The sequence below is a fragment of the Streptomyces sp. NBC_00726 genome (genome assembly GCF_045161735.1).
GTDB lineage: Bacteria > Actinomycetota > Actinomycetes > Streptomycetales > Streptomycetaceae > Streptomyces.
Genome location: NZ_CP108983.1, coordinates 5316100 through 5342329, shown reverse-complemented (window position 1 = coordinate 5342329; position 26230 = coordinate 5316100). Strand labels below are relative to the sequence as shown.

The 26230-nt window shown below is 75.0% G+C and carries 16 protein-coding genes; 8 read left to right on the top strand and 8 right to left on the bottom strand.

Features of this window, described 5'->3' with window-relative positions; genetic code table 11:
- Positions 1-118: 118 nt before the first annotated feature.
- Genes OG338_RS23920 through OG338_RS23905 form a run of 4 tightly spaced genes read right to left on the bottom strand, consistent with a single transcriptional unit; the run spans position 119 to position 4090 of the window.
- On the bottom strand, positions 119-1372 hold the full coding sequence (locus OG338_RS23920; RefSeq protein WP_405939265.1) for a glutamate synthase-related protein: 1254 nt from the start codon (positions 1370-1372) through the stop codon (positions 119-121).
- Complete coding sequence (locus OG338_RS23915) at positions 1369-2364, bottom strand: asparagine synthetase A (protein WP_405939264.1); 996 nt, start codon at positions 2362-2364, stop codon at positions 1369-1371. The genes OG338_RS23920 and OG338_RS23915 overlap by 4 nt, the downstream gene beginning before the upstream one ends.
- Positions 2361-3629, bottom strand: a complete 1269-nt coding sequence (locus tag OG338_RS23910; protein WP_405940516.1) for a methylaspartate mutase — start codon at positions 3627-3629, stop codon at positions 2361-2363. Before OG338_RS23910 ends, OG338_RS23915 begins: the two co-directional genes overlap by 4 nt.
- A 14-nt stretch (positions 3630-3643) precedes the next feature.
- Positions 3644-4090: a cobalamin B12-binding domain-containing protein gene (locus OG338_RS23905; RefSeq protein WP_405939263.1), complete on the bottom strand. Its 447-nt coding sequence runs from the start codon at positions 4088-4090 to the stop codon at positions 3644-3646.
- 228 nt (positions 4091-4318) lie between these two features.
- Here OG338_RS23905 and OG338_RS23900 point away from each other — a divergent pair, with 228 nt between their 5' ends.
- On the top strand, positions 4319-4606 hold the full coding sequence (locus OG338_RS23900; RefSeq protein WP_405939262.1) for a hypothetical protein: 288 nt from the start codon (positions 4319-4321) through the stop codon (positions 4604-4606).
- Between the two features lie 38 nt (positions 4607-4644).
- Positions 4645-4857, top strand: a complete 213-nt coding sequence (locus tag OG338_RS23895; RefSeq protein ID WP_405939261.1) for an MbtH family protein — start codon at positions 4645-4647, stop codon at positions 4855-4857.
- A gap of 63 nt (positions 4858-4920) precedes the next feature.
- Here OG338_RS23895 and OG338_RS23890 read toward each other — a convergent pair whose 3' ends face one another.
- Positions 4921-5838, bottom strand: coding sequence for an ornithine carbamoyltransferase (locus OG338_RS23890; RefSeq protein ID WP_405939260.1), 918 nt, complete (start codon positions 5836-5838; stop codon positions 4921-4923).
- A gap of 49 nt (positions 5839-5887) precedes the next feature.
- Positions 5888-7228 (bottom strand): helix-turn-helix domain-containing protein, encoded by a 1341-nt coding sequence (locus OG338_RS23885; RefSeq protein WP_405939259.1) that lies wholly within the window; start codon positions 7226-7228, stop codon positions 5888-5890.
- A 350-nt stretch (positions 7229-7578) separates the two neighbouring features.
- Here OG338_RS23885 and OG338_RS23880 point away from each other — a divergent pair, with 350 nt between their 5' ends.
- Positions 7579-10455, top strand: coding sequence for a BTAD domain-containing putative transcriptional regulator (locus tag OG338_RS23880; protein ID WP_405939258.1), 2877 nt, complete (start codon positions 7579-7581; stop codon positions 10453-10455).
- A gap of 51 nt (positions 10456-10506) precedes the next feature.
- Here OG338_RS23880 and OG338_RS23875 read toward each other — a convergent pair whose 3' ends face one another.
- Both OG338_RS23875 and OG338_RS23870 read right to left on the bottom strand, forming a co-directional pair.
- Positions 10507-10902, bottom strand: coding sequence for a hypothetical protein (locus tag OG338_RS23875; protein ID WP_405939257.1), 396 nt, complete (start codon positions 10900-10902; stop codon positions 10507-10509).
- A 166-nt stretch (positions 10903-11068) separates the two neighbouring features.
- Positions 11069-11422, bottom strand: a complete 354-nt coding sequence (locus tag OG338_RS23870) for a hypothetical protein (protein ID WP_405939256.1) — start codon at positions 11420-11422, stop codon at positions 11069-11071.
- Between the two features lie 223 nt (positions 11423-11645).
- Between OG338_RS23870 and OG338_RS23865 the strand changes: the two genes are divergently transcribed.
- Genes OG338_RS23865 through OG338_RS23845 form a run of 5 tightly spaced genes read left to right on the top strand, consistent with a single transcriptional unit; the run spans position 11646 to position 26229 of the window.
- On the top strand, positions 11646-13067 hold the full coding sequence (locus OG338_RS23865) for an MFS transporter (RefSeq protein ID WP_405939255.1): 1422 nt from the start codon (positions 11646-11648) through the stop codon (positions 13065-13067).
- A complete protein-coding gene (locus OG338_RS23860; RefSeq protein ID WP_405939254.1) occupies positions 13051-16575 on the top strand; it encodes an amino acid adenylation domain-containing protein in 3525 nt (1174 codons plus the stop codon). Before OG338_RS23865 ends, OG338_RS23860 begins: the two co-directional genes overlap by 17 nt.
- Positions 16560-17615, top strand: coding sequence for a MupA/Atu3671 family FMN-dependent luciferase-like monooxygenase (locus OG338_RS23855; RefSeq protein WP_405939253.1), 1056 nt, complete (start codon positions 16560-16562; stop codon positions 17613-17615). Before OG338_RS23860 ends, OG338_RS23855 begins: the two co-directional genes overlap by 16 nt.
- Positions 17612-22354: an amino acid adenylation domain-containing protein gene (locus OG338_RS23850; RefSeq protein WP_405939252.1), complete on the top strand. Its 4743-nt coding sequence runs from the start codon at positions 17612-17614 to the stop codon at positions 22352-22354. The genes OG338_RS23855 and OG338_RS23850 overlap by 4 nt, the downstream gene beginning before the upstream one ends.
- Complete coding sequence (locus tag OG338_RS23845; RefSeq protein ID WP_405939251.1) at positions 22351-26229, top strand: amino acid adenylation domain-containing protein; 3879 nt, start codon at positions 22351-22353, stop codon at positions 26227-26229. The genes OG338_RS23850 and OG338_RS23845 overlap by 4 nt, the downstream gene beginning before the upstream one ends.
- Position 26230: the final 1 nt, after the last annotated feature.

Genomic DNA, 26230 nt, shown 5'->3' with positions numbered 1-26230 from the left:
ACCTTCTCGGGAGGCTCGGTTGACCGGAAGCTCGGGGCGGGCGGAACGGGGCGGGCGGAACGGGCGGTGCTGGTGGACCCGGGCGCGGCCGGGCGTACTGCGGGACGTGCCTCGCGGGTCAGGGGGCCGGCAGCAGGACGTCCTCGGCGTCCAGCGCGTCCACCCGGTATTTGCCGACGGCGCTGATCAGCAGCCGCATCTCCAGGGCGATGCTCTCGACGAGCCGTACGAGCCCGTCGTCCGGGGACTCGTCGACCGCGAGCAGCGCGGCCCGGCCGAGGCCCACCGCGTGGGCGCCGAGCGCGAGCGCCTTCACTGCCCGGGTGCCCTCCCACATGCGCCCGCTGGCCAGCAGGCAGTTGCCGGTGCGGCCGATCCGGGCCAGGCACTCGCCGAGCGGGAGCCCGACCCGGTCGAGGAAGCCGCTGGGCGCCCAGGCCGTGCCGCCCTCCGCGCCGTCGACGGTGACGGAGTCCGCCCCCGCCGCCCACGCGGTGGCCGCCGCGTGGGCCACGTCCCGGCCGGGGTGCAGCTTCACCCACACCCGGGCCCGGGGGAAGTTGTTGCGCATCAGCCGGATCTGCTGGCGCAGGATCTCCTCGGTGAAGGTGCCGGGGCTGCTGATCCTCAGCACGCGGTCGCCGGCGCCGAACACCTCGTCGGTGGCGTACTGCCCGGCCACCCGTCCGGCGGCCTCGCGGTCCAGGACGGTCAGGCCGCCGAGGCCGGGCTTCGCGCCCTGGCCCACCTTCAGCTCGAAGGCGAGCCGGCCGGAGGACAGCAGGGGCTCGGTCACCGGGTCGCTGTAGACCTGGTTCCACACCTCGGCGTCGGCGTCCTCGGTGGACTGCTGTACGACGACCCCGCCGAGCGCGTCGTTGCCGCTCGCGGCGGACGCCTCGGCGTAGGCGGCGATACGGCCGAGCAGCGGCGAGACCGCGGCCTCGGCCGCGGCGCGGTAGCCGTTGACGGGCACGACGTTCTCGCCGACGACCATCGGGATGCCGAGCCGTCCGGCCTGCCGGCCCGCGGCCTCGCCGAGGTCCCGGCTGGCGACCTGGGTGGAGCCGAACGCCGACACGTACAGCGGCAGCGGCGCGGCGAACCCACCGATCACGGCGTCGAGTTCGACGTCCGTGTACAGCGGTTCGCGGGCCAGCTCGATGAGCTTCTTCAGCCGCTCCGGCATGAAGACCGGGGGCACGATCCGGGCCCGCTCCAGCAGGTCCTCGGGGTCCTGCCCGGCCGGGACGGCGCCGAGCAGCCCGCTGCCGTAGCCCTCCAGGGCGGGGAACACCGCGGCGGCGCCGGTCCTGGCCCGGTGCCTTACCCGCTCCTCGGGAAAGCCGGCGGCGGTCAGGTGCGCGCTCATGCCGACACCACTCCCGGGACCTTCGGGTAGGCGCTGGCCTCCCAGACCGCGGTGCGGCCGGTGACGTAACGGGTGAAGCGCTCAAGACCGATGCCGAAGCCGGAGCTGGCGGGGATGCCGCGCCGGGCCAGGTCCAGATACCAGCCGTACTTCGCGGGGTTCTCGCCGGTCTCCCGCATCCGGGTGACCAGGGCCGCGTAGTCGTGCTCGCGCTCGCTGCCGCTGGCCAGCTCGCCGTAGCCCTCGGGCGCGATCAGGTCGAAGTTGCGCAGCACGCCGGGGTTCGCGAGGTCCTCGCGGTCGTAGAAGCCGCGCGAGCCCTTGGGATAGTCGACGACGAAGAACGGCCTGCTGCTCTTCGCGGAGATGATCTCCTCGCCCTGCCAGTCGATCTCCGCGCCGGCGTCCTGCGGGTGGCCGAGGGCCAGCAGATCGGCGGTCGCCTCGCGGTGCGTGGTCCGGGCGAAGGCGCCCTGGACGACCTCGCGGAAGGCGTCGGCGTCCCGGCCCAGCAGCTCCAGGTCGCCCGGCTGCTCCCGGACCACCTCGGCCACGACGTGCGCCACCAGTTCCTCGGCGGTCTCCATCGCGTCCTCGCGGCGGGCGTCGCGTATCTCCACGTCGATCTGGTGGAACTCGGCGAGATGGCGGTGCGTGACGGCCGTCTCCAGAGGTTCGAGGCGGACGTTCGGCGCGATGTAGAAGATCTTGTCGAACGCCAGCAGCGACGCCTGCTTGTAGAGGATCGCGCTGGTCATCAGCTTGTACTTGTGACCGTAGAAGTCGACGTCGACCTGCTTGGAACCGCGGATGCCGGGATCGGTGACCGGACCGACCACCGGCGGCAGCAGCTCCTGGAAGCCGCGCGCGGTCAGGAAGGCGCGCGTCGCGGCCAGCATCCGGGACTGCACCCGCAGGGTGGCCCGGGTGGCCTCCCGCGTCAGGTGCTGGTCGGGAGAGGTCGGGAACGCGGGCGAACTGGTGCTGGTCATGCTGCTGCCTCCTGGGTGTATGGGGTGTCGTGGCGGCGCTGTACGAACGACAGCGCGTCGTACAGGCCCGCCGCCGTCAGGCGTCGTCCGCGCCGGGAGACGCCGCCGATGGGCATCGCACCGATCTCCGACCACACCAGGCGGCCCGCACGGTCGATGGCGCTCCTGCTCCGGCCGGCGTTGTCGGGGTGCAGGCAGTACGGGACGTCGAGCACACCGCGTGCGAACGCCTTCAGCAGGGCCCGGCCGGGGTCCCGGTCGAGTTCGAGCACCGCGTCCACCAGGGTGCGGGCCTCCGTGTAGACGGGGTTGCCGGTGTCGACGGCGGGCCGTGCGGTGCCCCCGGGCAGGGCCAGGTGGCGGGCCGCCGCGCGGGAGGCGGTCCGCAGCGCCTCGACGTTCTCGGCGACGGTCGGGATGCGGTGCGACTCCGCCGTCGTCTTCACGATGAGCCGGGCGGCGCCGGTATCGACGGCCAGTTCGGCCGAGCGCTCCAGGAGGTCCAGGGCACCGCGCCGGGTGCCGGGGAACAGGCCCATGTAGGTGTAGAGGACGATGTGCCAGTCGGTGTCGGGCAGGAGTTCGCCGGCCAGCCGGCGCAGCGCGTGCACCGCGTCCCGGTCCTGGGCGGGGCTGGTCTGCTGGGCGTAGCTCAGGGAGATGCTGCGCAGGCCGGCGGCGTGGAAGAACAGCGCCTCCAGTGCGCTGATCGCCACGAGCAGGCCCGGCGGGCAGAGCTGGCCGAGCATGCAGCCGCCGAATGTCTCCAGGTGCGGTTCCGCGCCGGACGCCCGCAGCGCGGCCAGCGCCTCGCAGCTCTCGCGCCAGTTGCGTACCGAGTCCAGCAGCGGGACCCGGCCGTAGGGCAGGCAGTAGGACACCGGGCCGCCCTCGGTGGCGTCCAGGCCGAGCCGGGTCAGCGCGGCGACGATCCGCCGGGGGCGCGCCGAGCCGTGCCTGACCTGCACGGGGAAGCCGGCGCTCGGCCCGCCGTCCAGCACCCATGCCGTGGTGTGCGGGCTGTAGGAGCTGATCGGGAATCCGTTGAGCGGCACCCCGTCGCGCAGGGCCCGTACCGCGGACGGCTCGTCGCCGACCCGGGTGTAGCTGTCGATGGTGAGGGTGCCGACGACCGCGTCGGCGGCGTCCCGGGTGGCCCGCAGTCCCGCCCGCATCCGGACCGGGTCCGAGAACCCCATCCGCGGCTGCACCACGAGCGTCCCGCGTGCCTGGGCTGCGGCGACGAAACGCCCGAAGGACGGCATGGGCGCCCCGGAGCTCACGGTGTCACCGCGATCGAGCCGACGTAGGAGGTGAATGCTTCGAGGTCGCCGCCGTCCTCGAAGACCGCGTCGTAGCCGGCCCGGACCAGTGCGCCGGACCGCTGCCGGTCCTCGCCGCCGACGCCGAGCTTGCCGCCGATGACGGTCCGCAGCCCCGCCAGTTCCCAGCGGGACCTGAGCGCCGCGATCAGCGGCCCGGCGTCGTGGTGGCCGTGCCCGTTGACGCTGCTGACGACCAGCAGGTCGGGTTCGTACTTGCAGCAGGATTCCACTATTTCGTCCTGGGGAACACACGGACCCAGATTGACGACCTTGTGCCCGAGGTCTTCGAGCAGCAACTGGATGAATACGAGATTCCAGGTGTGCGCATCGGACGGCAGCCCGGTAACGACGACGTCCAGCGGCCCGGATCGAGGGCGATCCGCCCATTCCACAGGCTTCATGTTCGCTTCGTCCACATCATGGGATGACAGGGAAGAAAGGAATTCCGCCGGTACCGGACGGGTGCCGGGGATTCCCTTCGGACATCACCGTAGATTCGGTCCGGCCGCGCTTCCGGCGCCACCGGCGGCAACCAGCGGGCAGCACGGCAGCAGTTGGCGTCCGAGGGCCGCCGGGGGCTCGTCCGCTCCCGATACTGACGGCACCACATCCGAGTGAGGAGCGAGGACATGACCGAGACGCTGGAGGACGTACTGGACCGCGCCCGGGTCGGCATCGACCGCAGCGAGGCGCTGGGCGAGGCACAGGTGGCGGTGCTGGAGGCCGCGTCGATTCTCGTACGGGCGGGCCGGCCGGGTCCTGACGGGAGCGCCGCCGAGCGGGCGGAGCTGCTGCGCGAGGCGCTGGCGTCCGTGCGGGCGGCCACCGTCGCGACCGGCATCGCGGTCGTCGCGCACCGCCCGGGTGCCGCCCAACTGCCCGGCGCGCTGCCCGCGTCCGTGCCCGCCGGGATCTAACGTCTTTTCCACCAACCGACTTCGCAGAGGTGGTCATCATGACGACGAATCCGTTCGAGGACTCCGAGGGCCGTTATGTCGTACTCGTCAACGACGAGGGGCAGCACTCCCTCTGGCCCGCGCGTATCGAGCGGCCGGCCGGCTGGAACACGGTGAAGGAAGAAAGCGGAAAGCAGGAATGCATGGACTTCATCGAGGCCAACTGGACGGATATGCGTCCGCGTTCGGTCGTCGCCGCGCTGGCGGGCTGAGACCGGAAAAAAAGGGGCCGGCCGGACTGGAGGAATCCAGTCCGGCCGGCCCCTTTTCCGCGCTCAGCCGGTCACGCACCATTCCAGGACCGACATCGCCGCCGTCATCTTGTGGTGCGCCTGCCGCCAGGCCACACTGCGCGGGCCGTCCAGCACCTCGTCGGTGACCTCCTGGCCGCGCACCGCGGGCAGGTCGTGCAGGAACACCGTGTCCGGTCCGCCGAACCGGTCGAGGAAGGCGTCGTCGATGCGGAAGCCCTCGAACGCGGCCAGCCAATCGGGGTCGGCCTTCGGCACGCCCATCGTCTGCCAGCGGCTGGTGTAGATCGCGTCGGCCGCGCCCTCGACCTCGTCCGGGCTGGTCACCTGGGTGACCGAGGCGCGTCCGCCCGCCAGTTCGTCGGCCAGGTCCAGCTTGTCCTTGGGGACCTCGTAACCGCTCGGGCACAGCAGCGTCAGCCGCAGGCCGGGGGTGAGCGCGGTGGCGAGGGCCAGGGCGGCGCCCGAGCTGTTGCCCTCGCCGACGGCGAGCAGGTGCAGCCCGTCCAGCGAGCCGAACCGCTCGGTGAGCGTGGCCAGGTCGGCGACGGCCTGGGTGGGGTGCTCGTCCAGGCTCAGCGCGTTGACGACCGCGAGGTCCGGGCTGCTGCCGAGCCGGCGGATCTCCTCGACGTCCCCGTTGGTGCGCACGACCAGGGCGTCCAGGTACTGGCCGAGCACCCGTGCGGTGTCCTCGACGGTCTCGCCGGTGGAGAGCTGGAGCTCGTCGGGGCCGAAGGTGACGACGTCGGCGCCGAGCCGGGTGGCCCCGCTCCAGAAGGACGTACGGGTGCGGGTGGAGGACTTGCGGAAGTAGACGCCGACCTGCTTCCCGGCGAGCGAGCGCCGGTCGACGCCCTCCTTCCCGAAGAACGCGGCGCGCCGCACGATCCGGTGCAGCTCGGCCGGGGTGAGGTCGGCGAGCGAGATGAGGTTGCGCATGGGGGTGCCTTTCGACGGGGTGGTGGAAGGGGTACGTGGGGTGCGCGGTTCAGCGTGCGGCGGCGGTCAGTGCCGGGGACGGCAGGCGGGCCGCCGTCAGCGCGCGGACCAGGTTCAGGACGGTGAAGCCGACCGGGCCGTCCGGCTCCGGGGCGTGCTGCCGGACGAGCCCGCGCAGCAGCAGGCCGTGCACATCGCGCGCGGTGTCGGCGAGCGGCCGGCCGGCCGCTCGCGCCGCCGCGTCCACCGTCCACGGCTCGGGCAGCCCGGCCAGGACGGTGAGCAGTCCGGCCGCCTCGGGCTCCAGTTCGCCGAGCGCGGCGCCCAGCATCGCGCCGAGTCCGCCGCCCGCCCCCTCCGCCGCCGGCACCACACCGTCGACCAGCGTCAGCGGTGCCGTGCGCGCCGTCTCCAAGAGCTGGTGGGGCGAGTACAGCAGCAGCCAGGAGGCGGCGGCCTCCAGCGCCTGCGGAATGCCGTCCATGTGGTGGCAGATGCCGGCCACGGAGGCGACGACCGCGTCGGTGAGCAGCAGGTCGGGCCGCATGTGACTGACGTACGACAGCATCAGCTCGACCGCGGGCCGCCCGGTGGTGAGGGAGTCGCCCGGCCGCACGGGTCCGGCGGGGCCCGGGGCGGGCGCCGGCAGCGGGGCCAGCGGGAGCAGCCGCCCGGCCGGGGGCCGGCTCGCGCGGCGCGAGGTGACGACGACCCTGAGCTGTTCGCAGGCGCTGAGCAGGCTGAGCACCGATGCCACGGGCACCGCGTCGTCGGCGCCGTCCAGCACGATCAGGGTGGGCTTCGCACCGATGACCGCCGTCAGCTCCTCGAAGCGGTCGCCGTCGCGCACCAGCGTACGGACCCAGTCGGCCAGCGGGGCCTGCGGTCCCCGGGCGACGGCGTCCGCCGCCCCGTCCATCGGCACCCACACCACCGGCATCCGGTTGCGGGCGTGCAGGACGAGCGCGGCCTCCTGCGCCAGCCGGGACTTGCCGGCCCCGGGCAGGCCGACGAGGGTCAGCAGCCGGTCGCGGCCGGTCTCCAGCCGCTCGACCAGCGCGTCCAGTTCGGCGCGGCGGCCGATCAGCGGGTGCAACGGGGGCGGCGGGGCGGCGAGTTCGGCACTGTAGAGGGACTGGAGGACCCGGCCGGCGGCGTGGGCGTCGACGGCGAGTTCCAGTTCGACGCGGCGGGCGTCGCTCATCCGCAGGGCGTCGGCGAGCAGCCGGAGGGTGTCCTTGCGCGGGCTGCGGACCCGGCCCTGCTCCAGATCGCGGATGGCGCGCACACTCACGGTGGCCAGGCCGGCCAGCTGGACCTGGGTGAGTCCCGCCCGCCGCCGCGCGTTCTGCAGCAGCGCATCGAGGCCGGGTGCGGAATCGGAATTCATCGGTGTCTCCTTCGTCCTCGGCCCCGCCGGATGCCGGGCGGGTCCCCCGTAGCCGGCCGTGCTGCCTGCCACGGGAAGAGACTGGAACAGGTCGTTCCCGAACCATTCCCGGCGCAGTACCGCACCCTTGCCCGGGAAGTTAAAATCACCTCCGCGCGGAGCGGACGACTCGGCAGTGACGAAACCCAGGGGGGAGGTCGTCGGTGACGGCGGCGCCAGGAGAACGGCTTCGGTTCAATGTGCTCGGTCCCGTGGAGGGATGGTCGAACGGGGTACGACTGAAACTCGGCGGGGTCATTCAGGAACGAGTTCTGGCCACTTTGCTGCTCGATCCCGGGAAGGTGCTTCCGGTGACCCGGCTGGTGGAGGCGGCCTGGGACGAGGACCCGCCGGCCACGGCCTCCCACCAGGTCCGGAAGGCCGTAGCAGACCTGCGGAAACGTATCCCCGGCGGCATGGACGTGCTGTTCACCGACGGGCCCGGATATCGCCTGGAACTGGAGGAGGACCAGAGCGATCTGGCCGAATTCGGAATGCTGGTCCAGGCGGCGAAAAGCGCCGTGGCCGGACAACGGCTTTCCGAGGCGGCCGAAATCCTTCGCTCCGCGCTGATGCTGTGGCGCGGGTCGGTCCTCTCCGGCACCGGGGGCCCGGTCATTGAGGCCGCGGCGACGACCATCGAGGAACGCCGGCTGGGGGTTTGGGAGGAGTACCTTGCCCTGCGCCTCACTCTCGGTGAATCCGCCGAACTAATACCGGACCTGCGGGCGCTGACGGCCCAGCACCCGTTGCGGGAGACCCTGCGGGGCCAGTTGATGCTGGCGCTGTACCGGTCCGGGCGGCAGGCCGAGGCGCTGGAGGAGTACGGCAAGGTACGGGAACTGCTCGTCGAGGAACTCGGGGTCGACCCCGGCCCGCAGCTCGCCAAGCTGTACGAGGGCATCTTGCGGGAGAGCCCGGAGCTGGGCGGCCCCGAGCCCGCCGCACCGCCGCCGCCCGCCGCCGCGGCCCCGCTCCCGGCCGAGCCGCCGTGCACCCTGCCCTACGACCTGGCGGACTTCACCGGCCGCGAGGTGGAGCTGGCCGAACTGATGCGCAGGGCGACCCACAAGGGCGAGCAGGGCCCCCGGATCGTGGCGCTCGACGGCATGGGCGGCAGCGGCAAGACCTCACTGGCCGTGCGGGCCGCCTACCGGCTCGTCGGCGAGTACCCGGACGGCCAGCTCCACATCGACCTGCGCGGTTACACCCCCGGCGACCAGCCGGTGTCCACCGGCACCGCGCTGGACGGCCTGCTCCGGGCGGTCGGCGTCCCCGGGGACCGCATCCCCGACGACACGGCCGGGCGTACCGCGCTGTGGCGGGCCACGCTCGCCGGCAAGCGGCTGCTGATCCTGCTCGACAACGCCGCCGAGGCCGCCGGGGTCCGCCCGCTGCTGCCCACCGGCAGCGGCTGCCTGGTGATCCTCACCAGCCGGAGCCGGCTGATCGACCTGGACGGCGTGGACTGGATCTCGCTCGGCGTGATGTCGCCGCGCGAGAGCGCCGCGCTGGTCGCCGAGACCCTGGGCGCGGAGCGGGTCGCCGCCGAGCCGGAGGCCGCCGCCGAGCTGGCCCGGCTCTGCGATCATCTGCCGCTCGCGCTGCGCATCGCGACCGCCCGGCTGCGCAACCGGCCGCGCTGGACGCTGCGTTACCTCGCGGAGCGGCTACGGGACGAGACGCGCCGGCTGGACGAGTTCAGCGCCGGGGCGCGCAGCGTCTCCGCCACCCTGCGCCTGTCGTACCAGGCGCTGGACGAGGAGAGCCGGACCGCTTTCCGCATCCTGTCGCTGCACCCGGGCGGCGACATCAACGTGCACGCGGCGGCGGCGCTGCTCGGCTGCGGCACCTGGGACGCCGAGGACGTCCTGGAGCGGCTGCTCGACGTACACCTGCTGCGCCAGCCGGACATCGGGCTGTACTCCTTTCACGACCTGGTGCGCAGCTTCGCGCAGAGCCTGTTCGACGCCGACGACCCCAGCGGCGAGGAGGCGGTGGTCTCCGTGGAACGGCTGCTCTGCTACTACCTCACCGCGACCGAGGCCGCCTGCGACGTCCTCTACCCCGGCCGCCGGCACCGCCCGACCGGCATCGAGAAGTCCGCGGCGGACCTGCCGGACCTCAGTGACGCGGAGCGGGCGCAGACCTGGTTCACACAGGAGCAGGACGCGCTGCTGGCCGCGGTGACCCTGGCCGAGCGGCGGGGCCTGCACCGGTATGTCGTCTGCCTGAGCCGCAACCTCGTATTCCAGCTCAACGCGCGTGGAAACCTTGAGGAGTTCGGGGCCATCGGACGGGCCTCGGTGGCGGCGGCGAAGCAGCTGGGCGACCTTGCGCTGCTGGGCGCGAGCCTGTCCAACCTGGGGGTCGCCTGCTGGCGGCTGGGCCGCTTCGAGGAGGGGCTGGAGGCGGCCCGGGAGGGCCTTGACGTCGCCGCCCGGATCGGCGACCGGCACACCGTGGCGCACAGCGAGGGCACCCTCGGCCAGTTCAACAGCCTGCTCGGCAACTTCCCCGAGGCGCTGGCGCATCTGCAACGGGCCGTCTCGTACGAACGGGAACTGGGCGTCCCGCGCGCCGAGGCGGACAGTCTCACCCTGCTCAGCACGCTCTACGAGCAGTGGGGCCGGCACGAGGAGGCCAAGGCCGCGGCGTTGCGCGCGATAGAGCTCCAGACGGAGCTCGGCCAGTTCGAGAACCAGTTCAGCGCCTTCACCGACCTCGCCTTCGCCTACGCCGGCCTGGGCCTGTGGGAGGACGCGGCCCTGAGTCTGGACCGGGCGCGCGCCCGCCTCGACGAGGGCGCCGACCCCGGGAACGTGGCGGTGACCCTGGCGCTGTCGGCCGATGTGGACGAGCACCTGGGACGGCCGGCGCGGGTGCCGGATCTGGCGGAACAGGCGCTGGAGCTGGTGGCGTCGAACGCGTCGCCGCTGCGTCGCGCGAAGGTGGAGAACATCGTGGGGCGGCTTCGAAGGCGCCAGGGCGAGCGCGGGGCCGCCTGCGAGCTCCACTCCAACGCGAGGGAGTTGGCCGCGTCGATGAGTTACCGGATCGAGGAGGCGTACGCGCTGAGCGGTCTCGCGGACGCGGCGGGCGAGGAGGCGGACGTCACCGGTCACCGGGTCGCGGCGGAGAAGCTGTTCGAGCGGATGGGCGTCGCGCCGGACCGGCGCCGCCGCTGAGCCGCCGCCGGGGCTCTGCCGGGTCCTCCGCCGGGCTTCCGCCCGGCCGGCTCAGACGGCGAGGACGGTCGGGTTCTGGTGGTCGTCGGGCGTGGCCGGGTCGGTCACGGTGGGGTTCTGGTTGTCGACCTGCACCACGCCCGGGGTGACCACCGTCGGGTTCTGGTTGTCGATCCGCACGACGCCCGGGTCGGTCACGGTGGGGTTCTGGTTGTCGATCTGGACGACGCCCGGGTCGGTCACGGTGGGGTTCTGGTTGTCGATCTGGACGACACCCGGGTCGGTCACCGTCGGGTTCTGGTTGTCGATCTGGACGACCGGGGCGGGCGGGACGGTCGGGTTCTGGTTGTCGGCCCGGAAGGTGTCCGCCGAGACGGTGTGACCGCCGAGAGCGATGACCGGAGCGACGGCGATCAGAGCGATGAACCCGGCGACCTTGCGTCCCATTATCTGCCCCTTAAGTAGTGTCTGTTCGTCTTGGCGGTGTTTCCGCCTCCTGACACCACTGACTTTCCGGGGAGCCGTTCCCCGCCCGGTCCTCACGCGTTACCGCCCCGCAGGAACGCATCGGGAACGGCCCCGGGAACACCCGGGAACCGCCTCCGACCTGGGACTACTCGCTCAAACTACAGGCCACCACCTTCGGTCCGGCGGTGGTCAGTACCACCTGGGTGCGGGCCGGTCCCGACTCATGGCCGGCGAGATCGAGCAGCGAACGCACCAGCGAACGCATGGCCGCCCGCTCCGCCTCACCGTCGGGCGGCGGGGCGATCCGGGACACGTTGTGCATCCCGTCGACCGTCTCCGTCTCCACGCTGAATATGGGTCCCTCGGTGGGTGCGTCGGTGACGAACGAGGGCGAGCCGCCGGTCGCGGCCAGCTCCGCCCAGCGCTCCACGGACGTCAGGTCCTGTAGCGCGTGGGCGAGTTCGGTCCCATCCGGCGATCGGTCCCGCGGGTCTCTCACGGCAGCACTCCTTCTGCGGGTGTGCGGACAAACGACACCGGGACCTTGACCCCGGCGCCTTCCGATCCGATCCCGTTCCGTTCCCGTTTTATTCCCGTTCAGGTGATCCCGGCGGGAACGCGACGGTATCCGCCCGCCCCATGCTGACGGCCCATGAGAGAGCGGACCCGGGCCACCCGTCCCGGTGTCCCCGACCGCACGCGACCGTCCTGGGGGCAGTGCAGTGACAGCAACTCCAACCGACTCCGGGCCCGGCCGGTTCGCCGGCATGGGCCCGCTCCTACTGGTCTGGTCGGGCCAGACCGTCTCGCTGGTCGGCAGCGCGGCGGTCCGGTTCGCCTTCGTCGTCAGCGTCTGGTCCTCCGGGGAGAAGGCGAGCGCCGTCACCGCGCTCTCGCTGTGCGCGCTGCTCCCACAGGCCCTGCTCAGCCCGGTCGCGGGCGCGATCGTCGACCGTATGCGCAAACGGACCGCGCTCCAGCTGGCCGACGCCGGGGGCCTGCTGGTGGTGGGCTGCCTGGCGCTGCTGCACTATCTCGGCGCCCTGCATCCCTGGCACGTCTACGTGGCCACCGCGCTGCTCGGTGCCGCGTCCGCCTTCCAGCTCCCGGCGCTGTCCTCGGCCGTGCCGCTGCTCGTCCGCAAGGACCAGCTCGGGCGCGCCAACGGGCTGCTGGGCAGTGCGAAGAGCGCCGCGAGCATCGGCGGCCCGGCCCTGGGCGGGCTGATGCTGACCGTCTTCGGGATCGGCCCGACCCTGCTCCTGGACCTCGTCAGTTACACCGTCGCGCTGATCGGCGTACGCGTGGTGCGGCTGACCGGCGACCGGCCCGCGCCGCCGCCCACCGGGCCGCGCCGCCGGATCACCGCGGAGTCCGGCGAGGGCCTGCGCTACCTCTTCCGCACCCCGGGGCTCCGGGACCTCATCGTGAACTTCTGCGTGGTCAACCTGGTGATGGTCTTCGGGTTCGCACTGATCCAGCCGATGGTCCTGCTGCGCGCCGACAAGGCCGCGCTGGCCACCGTCAACACCGCGATCGGGATCGGCGGGGTGGCCGGCGGACTGCTGATGGCCGCCTGGGGAGGCCCGCGCGACCGAGGGCGCGGCATGATGCTCGGCGTCATCGGGATGTGCCTGTCCGCCCTGGTCGGCATGGCCTTCGCGGACTCCACGGCCGGCTGGTCGGCCGCCGTGCTGATCGGCGCCCTGCTGATGACGATCGTCAACTCCCAGATGAACGCGATCGTGCAGACCAAGGTCCCGCAGGACTGGCAGGGGCGGGTCTTCGGCGCGGTGATGTTCCTCGGATACATCTCCGTACCGCTGGCCACCGCCCTGGCCGGTCCGCTCGCCGACTCCGTCTTCGAACCGGCGGCCGCCCGCGGCTCGGGCCTGTTCACCGTCCTCGGCCCGCTGTTCGGCGACGGCCCGGGCAGCGGAATGGCCGGGATGTTCTTCCTGGCCGGTCTCGCCGGCATCGGGGTCTCCCTGTGGGGTCTCGCCAGCCGCAACATCCGCGAGATCGACACGGTGATGACCGACGCCGACGCCACCCCCGTCACGGGGGACACGCCCGCCGCACAGGGGCTCACCGGTGACCGGGCCGAGCGCCACGAGGAGGTCCGCGATGAAGTGCGTCCATGAACACGTCGAGGAACAGGCCCTCGCCCGCCCCGGCGCGCTCGCCCTGGTGGCCGGCGCCGAGCGGCTGACGTACGCCGGACTCGACCGGCGCGCGGCCGGGTTCGCCGCTCTGCTCGTGGCGCGCGGGGTGCGGCCGGGCGACACCGTCGGCGTGCGGCTTGAGCGGTCGGCCGCCCTGGTGACCGCCGTCCTCGGCATCCTCAAGGCCGGCGCCGCCTATGTCGTCCTGGACCCCGCCTTCCCGGCGGCGCGGCTCTCCGCGATGGCGGCGGACGCGGGTGTCACCGCCGTGGTCGCGCCGCGCGGCACGCCGTCCGACGGCGTCCCCGGGCGGCCGGTCCACCCCGAGGACGCCGCGGGCCTGGCCCCGCTGCCGCACGGCGCGGTCCCGGTGAGCCCGCTCGCCCCCGCCTGCGTGATGTTCACCTCCGGTTCCACCGGCCGCCCCAAGGGGGCCGCCGCGCCGCACCACGCGGTCACGGCGACCCTGACCGGCCAGGACTTCGCGTCCTTCGGCCCCGGCGCGGTCTGGCTCCAGTGCGCGCCGCTGTCCTGGGACGCGTTCGCCCTGGAGCTGTGGGGTCCGCTCGTCAACGGCGGGACCTGTGTGCTGCACCCGCCCGGCCGGCCCGAGCCGCTGGAGATGTCCCGGCTGGCGGCCGAGCACGGCGTCACCTCGATGTACCTGTCGTCGTCGCTGTTCAACGTGGTGGTGGACGAATACCCGGAGGCCCTCGACGGGCCGGCCGAACTGATCGTCGGCGGCGAGGCGCTGTCGCCCCCGCACGTCGCCCGCGCCCTGGCCCGCCGGCCCGGCCTGCGGCTGAGCAACGGCTACGGCCCCGTCGAGTGCATGGTGTTCCTCACCACCCACCGGGTCACCGACGCGGATCTGGCGGCCGGCGGCCCGCTCCCGATAGGCCGCCCGCTCGCCGGCAAACGCCTGTACGTGCTCGACGAGGACCTCCGCCCGGTCCCCGACGGGGCCACCGGCGAGCTGTACGCGGCCGGTGCGGGCCTCGCCCGCGAGTACACCGGCCGGCCCGCGCTGACCGCCGAGCGCTTCGTGGCCGGCCCCGGCGGCGAACGCCTGTACCGCACCGGCGACCTGGTGCGCCGCCGCGCCGACGGGGTGCTGGAGCATCTGGGCCGGGCCGACAGCCAGGTCAAGATACGCGGCTTCCGCGTGGAGCCCGGCGAGATCGAGGCCGCGCTCGCCGGACACCCGGACGTGGACCGGGCCGCGGTCGTCGTCCACGCCCACCCGGCGGACGACCGTCGGCTCACCGCGTACGTCGTCCCGCGCACCGCCCCCGCGCCCCCCGCCACCGCCCTGCGCGCGTACGCCGCCGCCCTGCTGCCCGACCACCTGGTGCCGGCCGCCTTCGTCGCCCTGGACGCGCTGCCGCTGACGCCCAGCGGCAAGCTGGACCGGGCCGCGCTGCCGGCCCCCGCCGCACCCTCGGACACCACCGGGGCGGACGGCTCCGCCGACCCGGCCACGGCCGCCCTGTGCGCGCTGTTCTCCGAAATCCTCGGGGTGCCGGCCGGTGCCGACGACGACTTCTTCGTACGGGGCGGCAACTCGCTGCTCGCCGCGCGCCTCACCGGGCGCATCCGCTCCGCGCTGGGCGTCGAGATCGGCATCCGGACGGTCTTCGAGGCGCCGACCCCGGCCGGGCTCGCCCGCCTCGCCGACCGCGCTCCGGCCGCGGTGCGGCGGCCCGCGCCGGCCACCGCGGCCGGCCCGCTGCCCGTCTCCGACGCCCAGCAGCGGCTGTGGTTCCTGGACCGGACCGGGACGGGCGCCGCCTACAACCTGCCGATGCTGGTCCGGCTGCGCGGAACCGTCGACCCGGACGCGCTCGCCGGAGCGCTCACCGACGTGGCCCGCCGCCACGAGGTGCTGCGCACCCTGTTCGGCGAGAGCGACGGCATCCCCGTGCGGCGCGTACGGACCGGGAACCGGGCCCGGCCGTCCTTCACGCACGAGGTGGTCGGAGAGGCCGAACTGACCGCGCGCGTCGAGCTGGCCGCCCGGCACCGCTTCGACCTGGCCGGCGAACTGCCCTTCCGGGCCGTGCTGTTCACCCTCCGCGAGCGGCCCGGCGAACACGCGCTGCTGGTCCTGGTGCACCACATCGCCGGCGACGGCTGGTCCCTGCGCCCGCTGTTCCGCGACCTCTCGCGCGCCTACGCCGCCCGCACCGAGGGCCGGGCCGCCGCCCTGCCCCGGCTGCCCGTCCCGTACGCCGAGCACGCCCGCCGCCGGATGGCGCGGCTCGGCCGGCCCACCGATCCCGCCTCCCCGGCCGCCCGCCAGATCGACTACTGGAAGGAGCGGTTGACCGGGCTCGACGCCGACGGCCCGCTGCTGCCGCGCCGGCCCGGTGCCCCCGCGGCGCCCGGCCCGGACGCCGGGGTCGTCGTACGGCGGCTGGACGCCGCGGCGCACGCCCGGATCGAGGAGGCCGCGCGGGCCCGGGGCGCCACCCTGTTCATGGCCCTGCACACCGCGCTGCTCACCGCACTGCTGGCGGCCGGCGCCGGACCGGACACGGCGATCGGCGCGCCGGTGGCCGCGCGGGCCGCGGAGACCGATGTCGAGGACGTCGTCGGCTTCTTCGTGAATCTGCTGGTCCTGCGCGTCGACGCGGCCGGCGACCCCGGACCGGCCGGGCTGCTGGCCCGGGTCCGGGACGCCGACCTCGGCGCCCTCGCCCATCAGGACGTGCCGTTCGAGCAGGTGGTCGGCGCCCTCAACCCGGCCCGCAGGCACGGCCGGCAGCCGTTCACCGAGGTGGTGCTGGCGCTCCAGAACAACGCCCGCGCCGAGGTCGCCCTGCCCGGCGCCGAAGGGGGCGTGGAGCTCGTGCGCACCGGGTCAGCCCGCTTCGACCTGCTGGTCGACGTCTCGGAGGACACCGCGGCCGACGGCACCCCCGGCGGCCTCACCCTCACCTTCGAATACCGGACGGGGGCGCTGGAGGAGCCGTTCGTCGGCTGGCTCGCGGACACCCTGCCGCGCGCCCTGGACGCCCTGGCCGACACACCGGACACCCCGCTGTCCGCGCTCGGCCTGCCCGCGCCGCCGCGCCGCGCGGACGACCGCGACCGGCTGCCGGCGCCCGTCCGCCCCGCACCGGCCGAGGCCGGCAGCCCCGCCGAGGAGAGCATCGGGACGGTGTGGCGCGAGGTCCTGGGCGTGGCCCGGGTCGGCCGCGACGACGACTTCTTCGCGCTGGGCGGCAATTCGCTGCGCGCCGTCCGCGTCGCCGCCCGGCTCAGCACCCCCGGCCGTCCGGTGACCGCCGCGCAGCTCTTCGCCACGCCCACCGTGGCCACGCTCTCGGCGGAACTCGAAGCCGCCACCGGGCCGGCGCGTCCGGCGGCAGCCCCCATCCCGCGCGCGCCGCGCATCCCGCGCGGCGCCGCCCCCACCCCCCAGCCGGCCGCGGCCCACCGCGGCACCCGTGTCCAGGAGGACAGGCAGTGGACCTCAGTGTGATGTTCTTCGGTGCGGACAGCACCGCCACCGGTGAGGTGCGGCACGAACGCACGTACGAGGACATCCTCACCGTCGCCCGCACCGCCGACCGGCTCGGCTTCCACGCCCTGTGGACGCCCGAGCGCCATTTCCAGCAGGTCGGGCAGGTCTTCCCGAGCCCGCCGGTGCTGAGCGCCGCGCTCGCCGTGGCCACCGACCGCATCCGCATCCGGGCCGGCAGCGTCGTCCTGCCGCTCCACCACCCGCTGAAGGTCGCGGAGGACTGGGCGGTCGTCGACAACCTCTCGCACGGCCGGGCCGGCCTCTCCGTCGCGACCGGCTGGCACTCCGCGGACTTCACCCTCGCCCCCGGCCGGTACGCGGACCGCCGCGCCCGCACGCTGGAGAGCATCCCCCTGCTCCGCGCCCTGTGGGCGGGCGAGGGCGCCGAGTTCCCGGACGGCACCGGCACCCCGGTGCACGTGCTGCCCCAGCCCCGGCCGGTGCAGGAGACGCTGCCGCTGTGGGTGACCACCTCCGGCAACCCGGCGACCTGGGAGGCGGCCGGCCGGCTGCGCTGCGGTGTGCTGGGCGCGACCGTCGGCCAGAGCCGCGACGACCTCGCCGACCGCATCGCCCGCTACCGCGCCGCCTGCGCCGCCGCACCCGACCAGCGCGGCACCGACGCGCACGGCAGGGTGACGCTGATGGCGCACACCTACGTCGGCGCCGATGACGCCGAGGTACGCCGGCTGGCCGCCGCCCCCCTGAAGGCGTACCTCGCCTCCTATCTGCGCCAGACCTCCGCCAACCGCACCGCCGACGCGGACACCGCCGCGCTCACCGAGGAGAAGACCGCGCTGCTCGCGGAGTTCGCCTTCGAGCGCTATCTGAACTGGGGCAGCCTGCTGGGCTCGCCCGGCCACTGCGCCAAGATGCTGGCCGACCTGGCCGACCTGGGCGTGGACGAGGTCGCCTGCTTCATCGACTTCGGCATCGGCACCGACTCCGTACTCGCCGGCCTGGAACGGCTGGCCGAACTGAAGGCGAGCCTGTCATGACCGCCCCCGTCATCCCCGGAGCGCGGCCGGCCGGCTCCCTCGCCGACCGCTTCAGCGCCCTCGGCCGCGAACAGCGGGTCGAACTGCTGCGCAGGCTGGTGGCCGCCGGCCGGGTGCGGGACGTGCCCGCCGTGGTCCCGCCCCGCGACCCCGGCCGCCCGGTCCGGCTCAGCCCCGCCCAGCAGGACCTGTGGGCGTACGAGGCGCTGTATCCCGGCACCCCCGCCCTCAACCTGTGCAGCGCCTACCACTTCACCGGCCCCGTCGACCCCGCGCATGTGGAGGCGGCGTTCACCCGCCTCCAGGAGCACCACGACATCCTGCGCACCCGGGTCACCCAGGCACCGGACGGCACGCTGGACGTCGACTTCCCCGGGGCCGGTCCCTTCGAGCTGGAACACGACGACCTGCGCGGCACCGGCACCTCCGTGCACCGGGCGTTCGACGCCTTCCGGCGGCGCCCGTTCGAGCTGGACGGCGGCCGGCTGGTGCGGGCCCGGCTCGTCCGGGTCGACGACCGGCGCACCACGCTGATGCTGAGCGTCCACCATGTGATCGCCGACTGGTGGTCCTTCGACGTACTCCAGAACGAGTTCGCGGAGGCGTACCTGGCGTTCCGCGACGGCACCCCGCACCGCACCGGCCGGCCGGCCGTGCAGTACGCCGACTTCTCCGCCTGGCAGGACGATCTGGAGGAGGCCGGCGTCTTCGGGGAGCGGCTCGCTTTCTGGCGCCGCTACCTGGCCGATCTGCCCGCCCCGCTCGTCCCCGTCGGCCACGGCACCGCCGCCGAAGCGCCCCGGCGGGACCGCGACGGCATCGTGCACATCGGCTTCACCCTCGACGCGCGCGACGCCGCCGCCGTCCGCGCGCTCGCCCGCCGCTCCGGCACCACCGTGTACGGGGTGCTGATGGCGGCGTTCGCGGTGCTGGCCCACCGGGTCACCGGCGCCGAGGACATGGTGCTGGGCACGCCGGTCGCGAACCGGTCCGCGAAGGGCCTGGACCGGGTCGTCGGATACGTCATGAACGCCGTGCCCACCCGGTGGCGGGTGCGCCCCGGCCTCTCCTTCACGGACCTCCTGGCGGGGTTCGCCGCCGACTTCCCGGAGCTGGTGGCCAACGCGGACCTGCCCGTGGGCCGGATCGTCGCGGCCACCGCGCCGGAGCGCAGCCTCGGCCGGTCCCCGCTGTTCCAGTGGGTGTTCATGCACCTCACGCAGCAGCCCAGCGTGTCGGTCGTACGCGAGTTCGCCGAACCCGAGCGGATACACACCGGCGGCGAGCACGATCTCGTCGGCGTGGTGAAGGACAGCGGCGACGAGATGATCGGCAGCTTCGAGGTACGCGCCGACACCTTCGCGCCGGAGGCGGTGGCCCGCTGGGCGGAGTGCTACGTACAGCTGGTGCGGGAGGTCGCGGCCGACCCGGCGCGGCGCGTCGGCGACATCGACATCGTGCCGCCGGAGCTGCGCGAGCGGCTGCTCGGCCTGGCGTCGGGCGGGGCGGCGGGCACCGAACCGCTGGCGCTGCCCGCGCTGGTGGCGCGCCGGGCGGCCGAGACCCCCGACGCACCCGCGCTCGACCTCGGCGGCCAAGTGCTGTCGTACGCCGGACTGGCCGGCCGGGTCGACCTGCTGGCCGGGGAACTGGCCCGGCGCGGGGCGGGACCGGGCCGGATCGTGGCGATGCTGCGCGGACGCGGCACGGACTGGCCGGTGACGGCACTGGCCGTGCAGCGCACGGGGGCGGCCTGCCTGCCGCTGGACCCGGACCACCCGGCGGAACGGCTGCGCCGCACGCTGGCGGATGTGGCCCCGGTCCTGCTCGTCGCGGACGAGGCACCCGGTACGGCGGTCTCCGGTGCCGTACCCGTGCTCGTGCCGGGTGAAGAGCCCTGCGCCGGGCCCGCGTTCGACGGGCCGCAGCCCCCGCCGGCCGCGCCCGCGTATCTGATTCACACCTCCGGGTCGACCGGCGTGCCGAAGGGCGTCGTCGTGCCGCACACCGGACTGGCGGCGCTCGCCGCCTCGCTGGTGGAAGGGCTCGGCCTGGGCCCCGGGGACCGGGTGCTCCAGCTCGGGCCGCCCACCTTCGACATCTCGGTCGCCGACCTCTGCATGGCCTTCGGCGCCGGCGCCACCCTGGTGCTCCCGCCGCCCGGCCCGCTGGCCGGCGAGGACCTGGGGCGCGAACTGCTCGTGCGGCGGGTCACCGCGGCCATGACGACACCGTCCGTGCTGGCGACCGTCCCGGCCGGCGACTACCCACGGCTGCGGGCCGTGGCGGTCGGCGCCGAGGAGTGCCCCCCGGAGCTGGTGGAGCGCTGGGCGGTGGACGGCCGCCGCCTGCACAACGTCTACGGGCCCACCGAGGCCACCGTCGCCGTCACCCTGTCCGCGCCGCTGGCCGCGGGCGACCGGACCGGACCGCCGCTGGGCCGTCCGCTGCGCGGCACCGGCGTGCGGCTGCTCGACGAACGGCTCCGGCCGGTCCCCCCGGGCACCCGGGGCGAGCTCTACCTCACCGGCCCGCTGGCCGACGGCTATCTGCACCGGCCCGGGCTGACCGCGGAACGCTTCACCGCAGACCCCTACGGACCGCCCGGCGCCCGGATGTACCGCACCGGCGACCTGGCCCGGCAGGACGACGACGGCACCCTGCGCTTCCTGGGGCGCGACGACGACCAGCTGAAGCTGCGCGGCCTGCGGATGGAGCCCGCCGAGATCGCCGCCGCCCTCGCCGAACACCCCGGCGTGGCCCGTGCGCTGGCGGTGGTACGGGAGGGTGCGGCCGGCCGCCCGCAGCTCGTCGGGTACGTGGTGCCGGCCGCCGGGCAGGCCCCGGACCCGGACGCCGTGCTCGCCGACGCGGCCCTGCGGCTGCCCGCCGCGATGGTCCCGGCCGACGTGGTGGTCCTCGACGCGTTCCCGCTGAGCGCGAACGGCAAGGTCGACCGGGCCGCGCTGCCCGCCCCCCGGACGGGCGGCCGCGCCGGGGCGCCGGGAACGGCCCGCCCGGCCGCTTCCACCGCCGAGCAGATCCTGTGCGCGTTGTACGGGGAACTCCTCGGGACCGGTGAGGTGGACCCGGACGCGGACTTCTTCCGGCTCGGCGGCGACAGCATCATGGCGATCCAGCTCGCGGCCCGGGCCGGTGCGGCGGGCCTCCTGCTCGCCCCCCGGGACGTCTTCACCGGCCGCACCCCGGCCCGGCTGGCCCTGACGGCCCGTCCGGTGAGCCGGGAGGCGGCCGCCGGTCCGGATCCGGCGGAGGGCGGGCTGCCGCTGACCCCGATCATGCGCTGGTGGCGCGAACAGGACGGCAGGCCCACCGCGTTCGTCCAGGCGATGGCGTTCCCGGTGGCCGCCGGCACCGCGCCCGGGCGGGTCGGCGACGCCGTCACCGCGCTGGTCGAGCGGCACGCGAGCCTGCGGACGCGGCTGGTCCGGCCGGCCGGCGGGGCCGGCGACTGGGCGCTGGAGCCGGCCCCGGCCGGCACGGTCACCGAGCGGATACCGGTGCCCGCCGGCACGGACCCGCTGGACCCGGCCCGCGCGGCCGCGCTGCGCGCCGAACTCGACCCGGAGCGCGGCGAGATGCTGCGTGCGTCGTGGTACGACGCCGGTCCGGACCGGCCCGGGGTGCTGCTGCTCCTGGTCCACCACCTCGTCGTGGACGGGGTCTCGTGGCGGGTCCTCGGTGAGGACCTGGCGCACCTGCTGGAGCACGGCACCGCGCCCACGGCCGGCCTGGGCACCCCGTTCGCCCACTGGGCCCGGTCGCTGCCCGCGGAGGCGGAGGGTGTGTCCGGTGAACTCGGCTGGTGGGAGAGCCGGCTGACGGGCGCGGAGGAGGACCGGCTGCTTCCGGCCGGGCACCGCTCCCCCGGTGTGTCCGGCCGGCGCCGGGGCGCGGTGACCACCGAGCTCGACGCCACGCTGACCCGGGCCGCCCTCATCGAGCTGCCCGCCGCGTTCCACTGCGGTGCCGACGCCGTGCTGCTGACCGCCCTGGTCCGCGCGGCCGTGCGGCGGCGCGGCGGGGGCGGCGGGCTGCTGCTCCACCTGGAGGGGCACGGCCGCGAGACCCTGTCCGTACCGGTCGACGTCTCGCGCACCGTCGGCTGGTTCGTCACCCAGTACCCGGTCCGCCTCGGCCTCGGCACCGACACCGGCGCCGCCGCGCTGAAGCGGGTCAAGGAACAGCTGCGGGCCGTTCCGTCGGCGGGGATCGGCTGGGGCCTGCTGCGCCATCTGCACCCGACCGCCGGTCCGGCGCTGGCCGAGCTGCCGGTGCCCGACGTCCGCTTCGCCTACCTGGGCCGCTTCGCCGGGGACGACGCGGCCGGCGGCCGGCTGCTCGACACCGGTCCGGACGCGGTGCCCGTGGCGCACGCCCTGGAGATCGACGTCCTGGCGCGGGGCACGGAGGAGGCTCCGCGTCTCGAAGCCACCTTCTCGTACGCCCAGGGCGTGCTCACCGCGGAGGAGGCCGAGGAGCTGGCCGGTCTGTGGTCCGCCGAGCTGGCCGCCCTGGCCGCCGACGCCGTGGACGCCCCCGCCGCCGGCCACACCCCGTCCGACTTCCCGCTGGTGGACCTGGACGCCGGTCAGCTGGACGCGCTGGTGGGGGGCCTGGAGTTCCAGGACACCTTCGGGGAGGAGTTCGGGGACGACCTCGGGGACGACCTCGGGGACGGGTTCCCGGACGGCTTCACCGAGGAGGCCGGACGGTGAACGCGCACGTGCAGGACGTCCTGCCGCTGTCCCCGGCCCAGGAGGGCCTGCTCTTCCACACCCTGCGGGACACCGCGGGACCGGACCCCTATCTGGTCCAGGCCCGTTTCCGGATCGGCCCCGGCGTCGACCCGGGGCGGGTGCGGGCGGCCCTGTCCGCGCTGCTGGAACGCCACCCGAACCTGCGCGCCTGCTTCCGCCACGCGAACCTGGCGCAGCCCGTGCAGGTCGTCCCGCGCGCGGTGCGGGTGCCGTGGCGGGAGGCGGACCTCACCGGTCTCACCGCGCCGGAGGCGGACACCCGCACCGACCGGCTGCTGCGGGCGGACGCGGCCCGCCGCTTCGACCCGGCCCGGCCACCGCTGCTGCGGGCGACGCTCGTCCGCCGCGACGACGGCTCCGAGCTGGTCCTGACCTTCCACCACCTGCTGCTCGACGGCTGGTCGATGCCGGTGGTCGAGGCGGACCTGGCCGCCCTGACGGCGGGCCGTCCGCTGCCGCCCGCCGCCCCCTACCGGGACTATCTCGCCTGGCTGTCCCGGCAGGACGCCGACAAGGCACGTGCGGCGTGGGCCGATGCGCTGGCGGATCTGCGCCCTGCCGCCTCCCTCCTCGGCCCCGCCGCCCCCTCGGACGGCGGCGGCCCCGCTCTCGACCGCGCCCGGGTCCTGCTGACCGCCGACGACACCGCCGCCCTGGCGCGCCGCGCCCGGCAGGCCGGGGTCACCCTCAACACCGTGGTCCAGGCGGCCTGGGCGCTGGTGCTCGCCCGCACCACCGGTTCCCGTGACGTGGTGTTCGGGGCGGTCGTCTCCGGCCGCCCGCACGAGCTGCCCGGCGTCGAGAGCATGGTGGGCCTGTTCGTCAACACCCTGCCGGTACGGGTACGGCTGCGCGGCGGCGAGTCGGTGGACGACCTGCTGATCCGGCTCCAGGACGAGCAGTCCCGGCTCGCCGCGCACCAGCACGCGCGCCTCGCCGACGTCCAGCGCGCCGCCGGGACGGGCGAGTTGTTCGACTCCGTGCTGGCGTTCGAAAACTTCCCGCAGCGCGCCGAGAGCGACCCGGGCCCCGGTGAACTGGCCCTGCACGAGGTCGCGGACGCCACGCACTACCCGGTGACGCTGGCGGTCGGTGCCGGCGAACGGCTGCTGCTTTCGGTCGGCTGCCGCCGGGGCCTGTCCGCCGCGGACCTCGCCGCCCGGACGTCCCGCGCCCTGGAACTCCTCGCGGCCGGGGGCGGGCGTGCGGCGGACACGCTGGACGTGCTGCCGTCCGCCGAGCACCGGCGGCTGACCGCGCTGGCAGCCGGCCCGCACCGGCCGGAGGCCGGGCCCGCCACCCTCACCGGGCGGTTCGCGGAACAGGCCGGCCGCACCCCGGACGCCCCGGCCGTCGAGTCGGAATCCGGCGTCCTGACCTACGCGGCGCTGGACGCCGCGTCCGACGCGCTGGCCGCCCGGCTGGTCCACGCGGGGACGGCGCCCGGCGACACCGTCGCGCTGCTGCTGCCCCGCTCGGCGGACGTCGTGGTGGCCCAGCTCGGCGTCCTGAAGGCGGGGGCCCGCTGGCTCCCCCTGGACCCGGCCCACCCACCGGCCCGGCTGGCCGCGGCCGTCCGGGAGACGGGCGCCCGCCTGGCCCTGACGGCCGCCTCCCCGCCGGCGCTGCCCGCAGGACTGACGGCCATGCCCGTCCGCTCCCCCGCCGCCCCTTCCGGCGGCCGCCTCCCGGCGCCGCACCCCGGCTCGGGCGCCTGTGTGCTGTACACCTCCGGGTCCACCGGCACGCCCAAGGGGGTGCTCGTGCCGCACCGGGCCGTCGTGGAGCTCGCCACCGACGCCCGGTTCCGGGGCGCCGCCCACCGCCGTGTGCTCGCGCACGCCCCGTACACCTTCGACTCGTCCACGTACGAGACATGGGTGCCGCTGCTGAACGGCGGGACCGTCGTCGTCGCACCGCCCGGCCCGGTCACCCCCGAGGTGCTGCGCCGGGTGACCGCCCGTCAGGGGATCACCGCGCTGTTCCTCACGCCCGAACTCCTGCGCACCCTGGCCGAGATCGCGCCCGACGCGCTCGGCGGGGTCGCCGAGGTGTGGGCCGGGGGTGATGTGCTCGACCCCGCCACCGTGGCCCGGCTGCGCGCCCACTGCCCCGGCACCGCCGTCGTCAACGGCTACGGGCCCACCGAGACCACCGTCTTCGCCACCGCGCACACCGCGGACGGGGCCCCGGGCCCGGTCCCCGTCGGACGTCCGCTGGACAACACCCGTGCCCACGTCCTGGACGCCCTGCTGCGTCAGGTCCCGGCGGGCGGGACCGGCGAGCTGTACATCGCCGGGACCGGTCTCGCGGACGGCTATCTCGCCCGGCCCGGGCAGACCGCCGAGCGGTTCGTCGCCGACCCGTACGGGCCGCCCGGCTCCCGGATGTACCGCACCGGCGACCTGGTCCGGCGGCGCCCCGACGGTCTGCTGGACTTCCGGGGCCGGGCCGACGACCAGCTCAAGATACGAGGCGTGCGGATCGAGCCCGCCGAGGTCGAGGCGGTGCTCGCCCGCTGCCCCGGTGTACGGCGGGCGGTGGTCGCCGCCCGCCCGGACGCCTCGGGCGGCAGACGCCTCGCCGCCTGGCTGCTTCCCGCACCCGGCTCGTCCATGGACTCCGCCCCGGGCCAACTCCTCGCCCGGGTAAGGGAGTACGCCTCCCGGGAGCTTCCCGGGCACCTGGTGCCCGCCGTGTGGGCGGAGATCGCGGAGATCCCCCTCACCCCGCACGGCAAGACGGACCGGGCCGCGCTGCCCGAGCCCGCCGGCGTGCTCACCGCCCCGCGCGACGGCATCCGCCCCGGCCCGGAGCGTGCCCCGGGCACCGAGCGTGAGCGGCTGCTGCGTGAGCGGTTCGCCGAGGTGCTGGGGGTGCCCGAGGTGGGCCCGGACACGGACTTCTTCGCGGCGGGCGGCCACTCGCTCACCGCGCTGCGCCTCGCGTCCCTGTCCGGGGTGCCGCTGGCCGCCCTGTTCGCGGCCCCGACCCCGGCCCGCCTCGCCGCGGCCGTCGCGCCGCCCGCCGAACCCCTCGCCGATCTGACGCCCGTGCTCACCCTGCGCGGCGGCGGCGACCGCACGCCCCTGATCTGCGTCCACCCGGCGCTGGGCCTCGGCTGGTCGTTCGCCGCGCTGCTGCCCCGGCTGTACCCGGACCGGCCGGTGTACGCCCTCCAGACTCCCGCGCTGACCTCGCCCGAGGCCGGCCGTCCGGACAGCGTCGCCGCGCTGGCCGAGGAGTACACCGCGCGCATCCGGGCCCTGCTGCCGCACGGCCCGTACGCCCTGGCCGGCCGCTCCTTCGGCGGCACCGTCGCCCATGAGATCGCCGTACGGCTGCGCGCGCAGGGGCAGCGGGTGCGGGTCCTGGCCGTGCTGGACGCCATGCCGCAGCCGCCCGGCACCCCCCGCGTCGGCGACGACGTGGCCGAGCAGGAGTCACTGCGCATCCTGCTCCACAGCCACGCCCCCGGTGTCCCCGGGCCCGCCGGGAGGCTGGACCGCGCGGCGGTGTTCGCCGCGGTCCGCGCCGCCGACGGGGCGCTGGCCGCGATGGACGACCGGGTGCTGCACGCGCTCGCCGACACCGGCGTCCACCACATCCATCTGGCGCGCGCCTGGCGCCCGTCCCGCTACGACGGACCGGTCACGCTCTTCTCCGCGACCCGGGCGGCGCACGCCGGCACCGCCGAGAAGGCGGCCGCCTGGCGGTCCGTGGCCGCCGCCCTCCACGTACACGAACTCGACTGCGCGCACAGCGAAGTCCTTCAGCCGGACCAGGCGGCACGGGTCGCCCAGGTCCTCGAAACCACCCTCCGGGGGGAGTGAG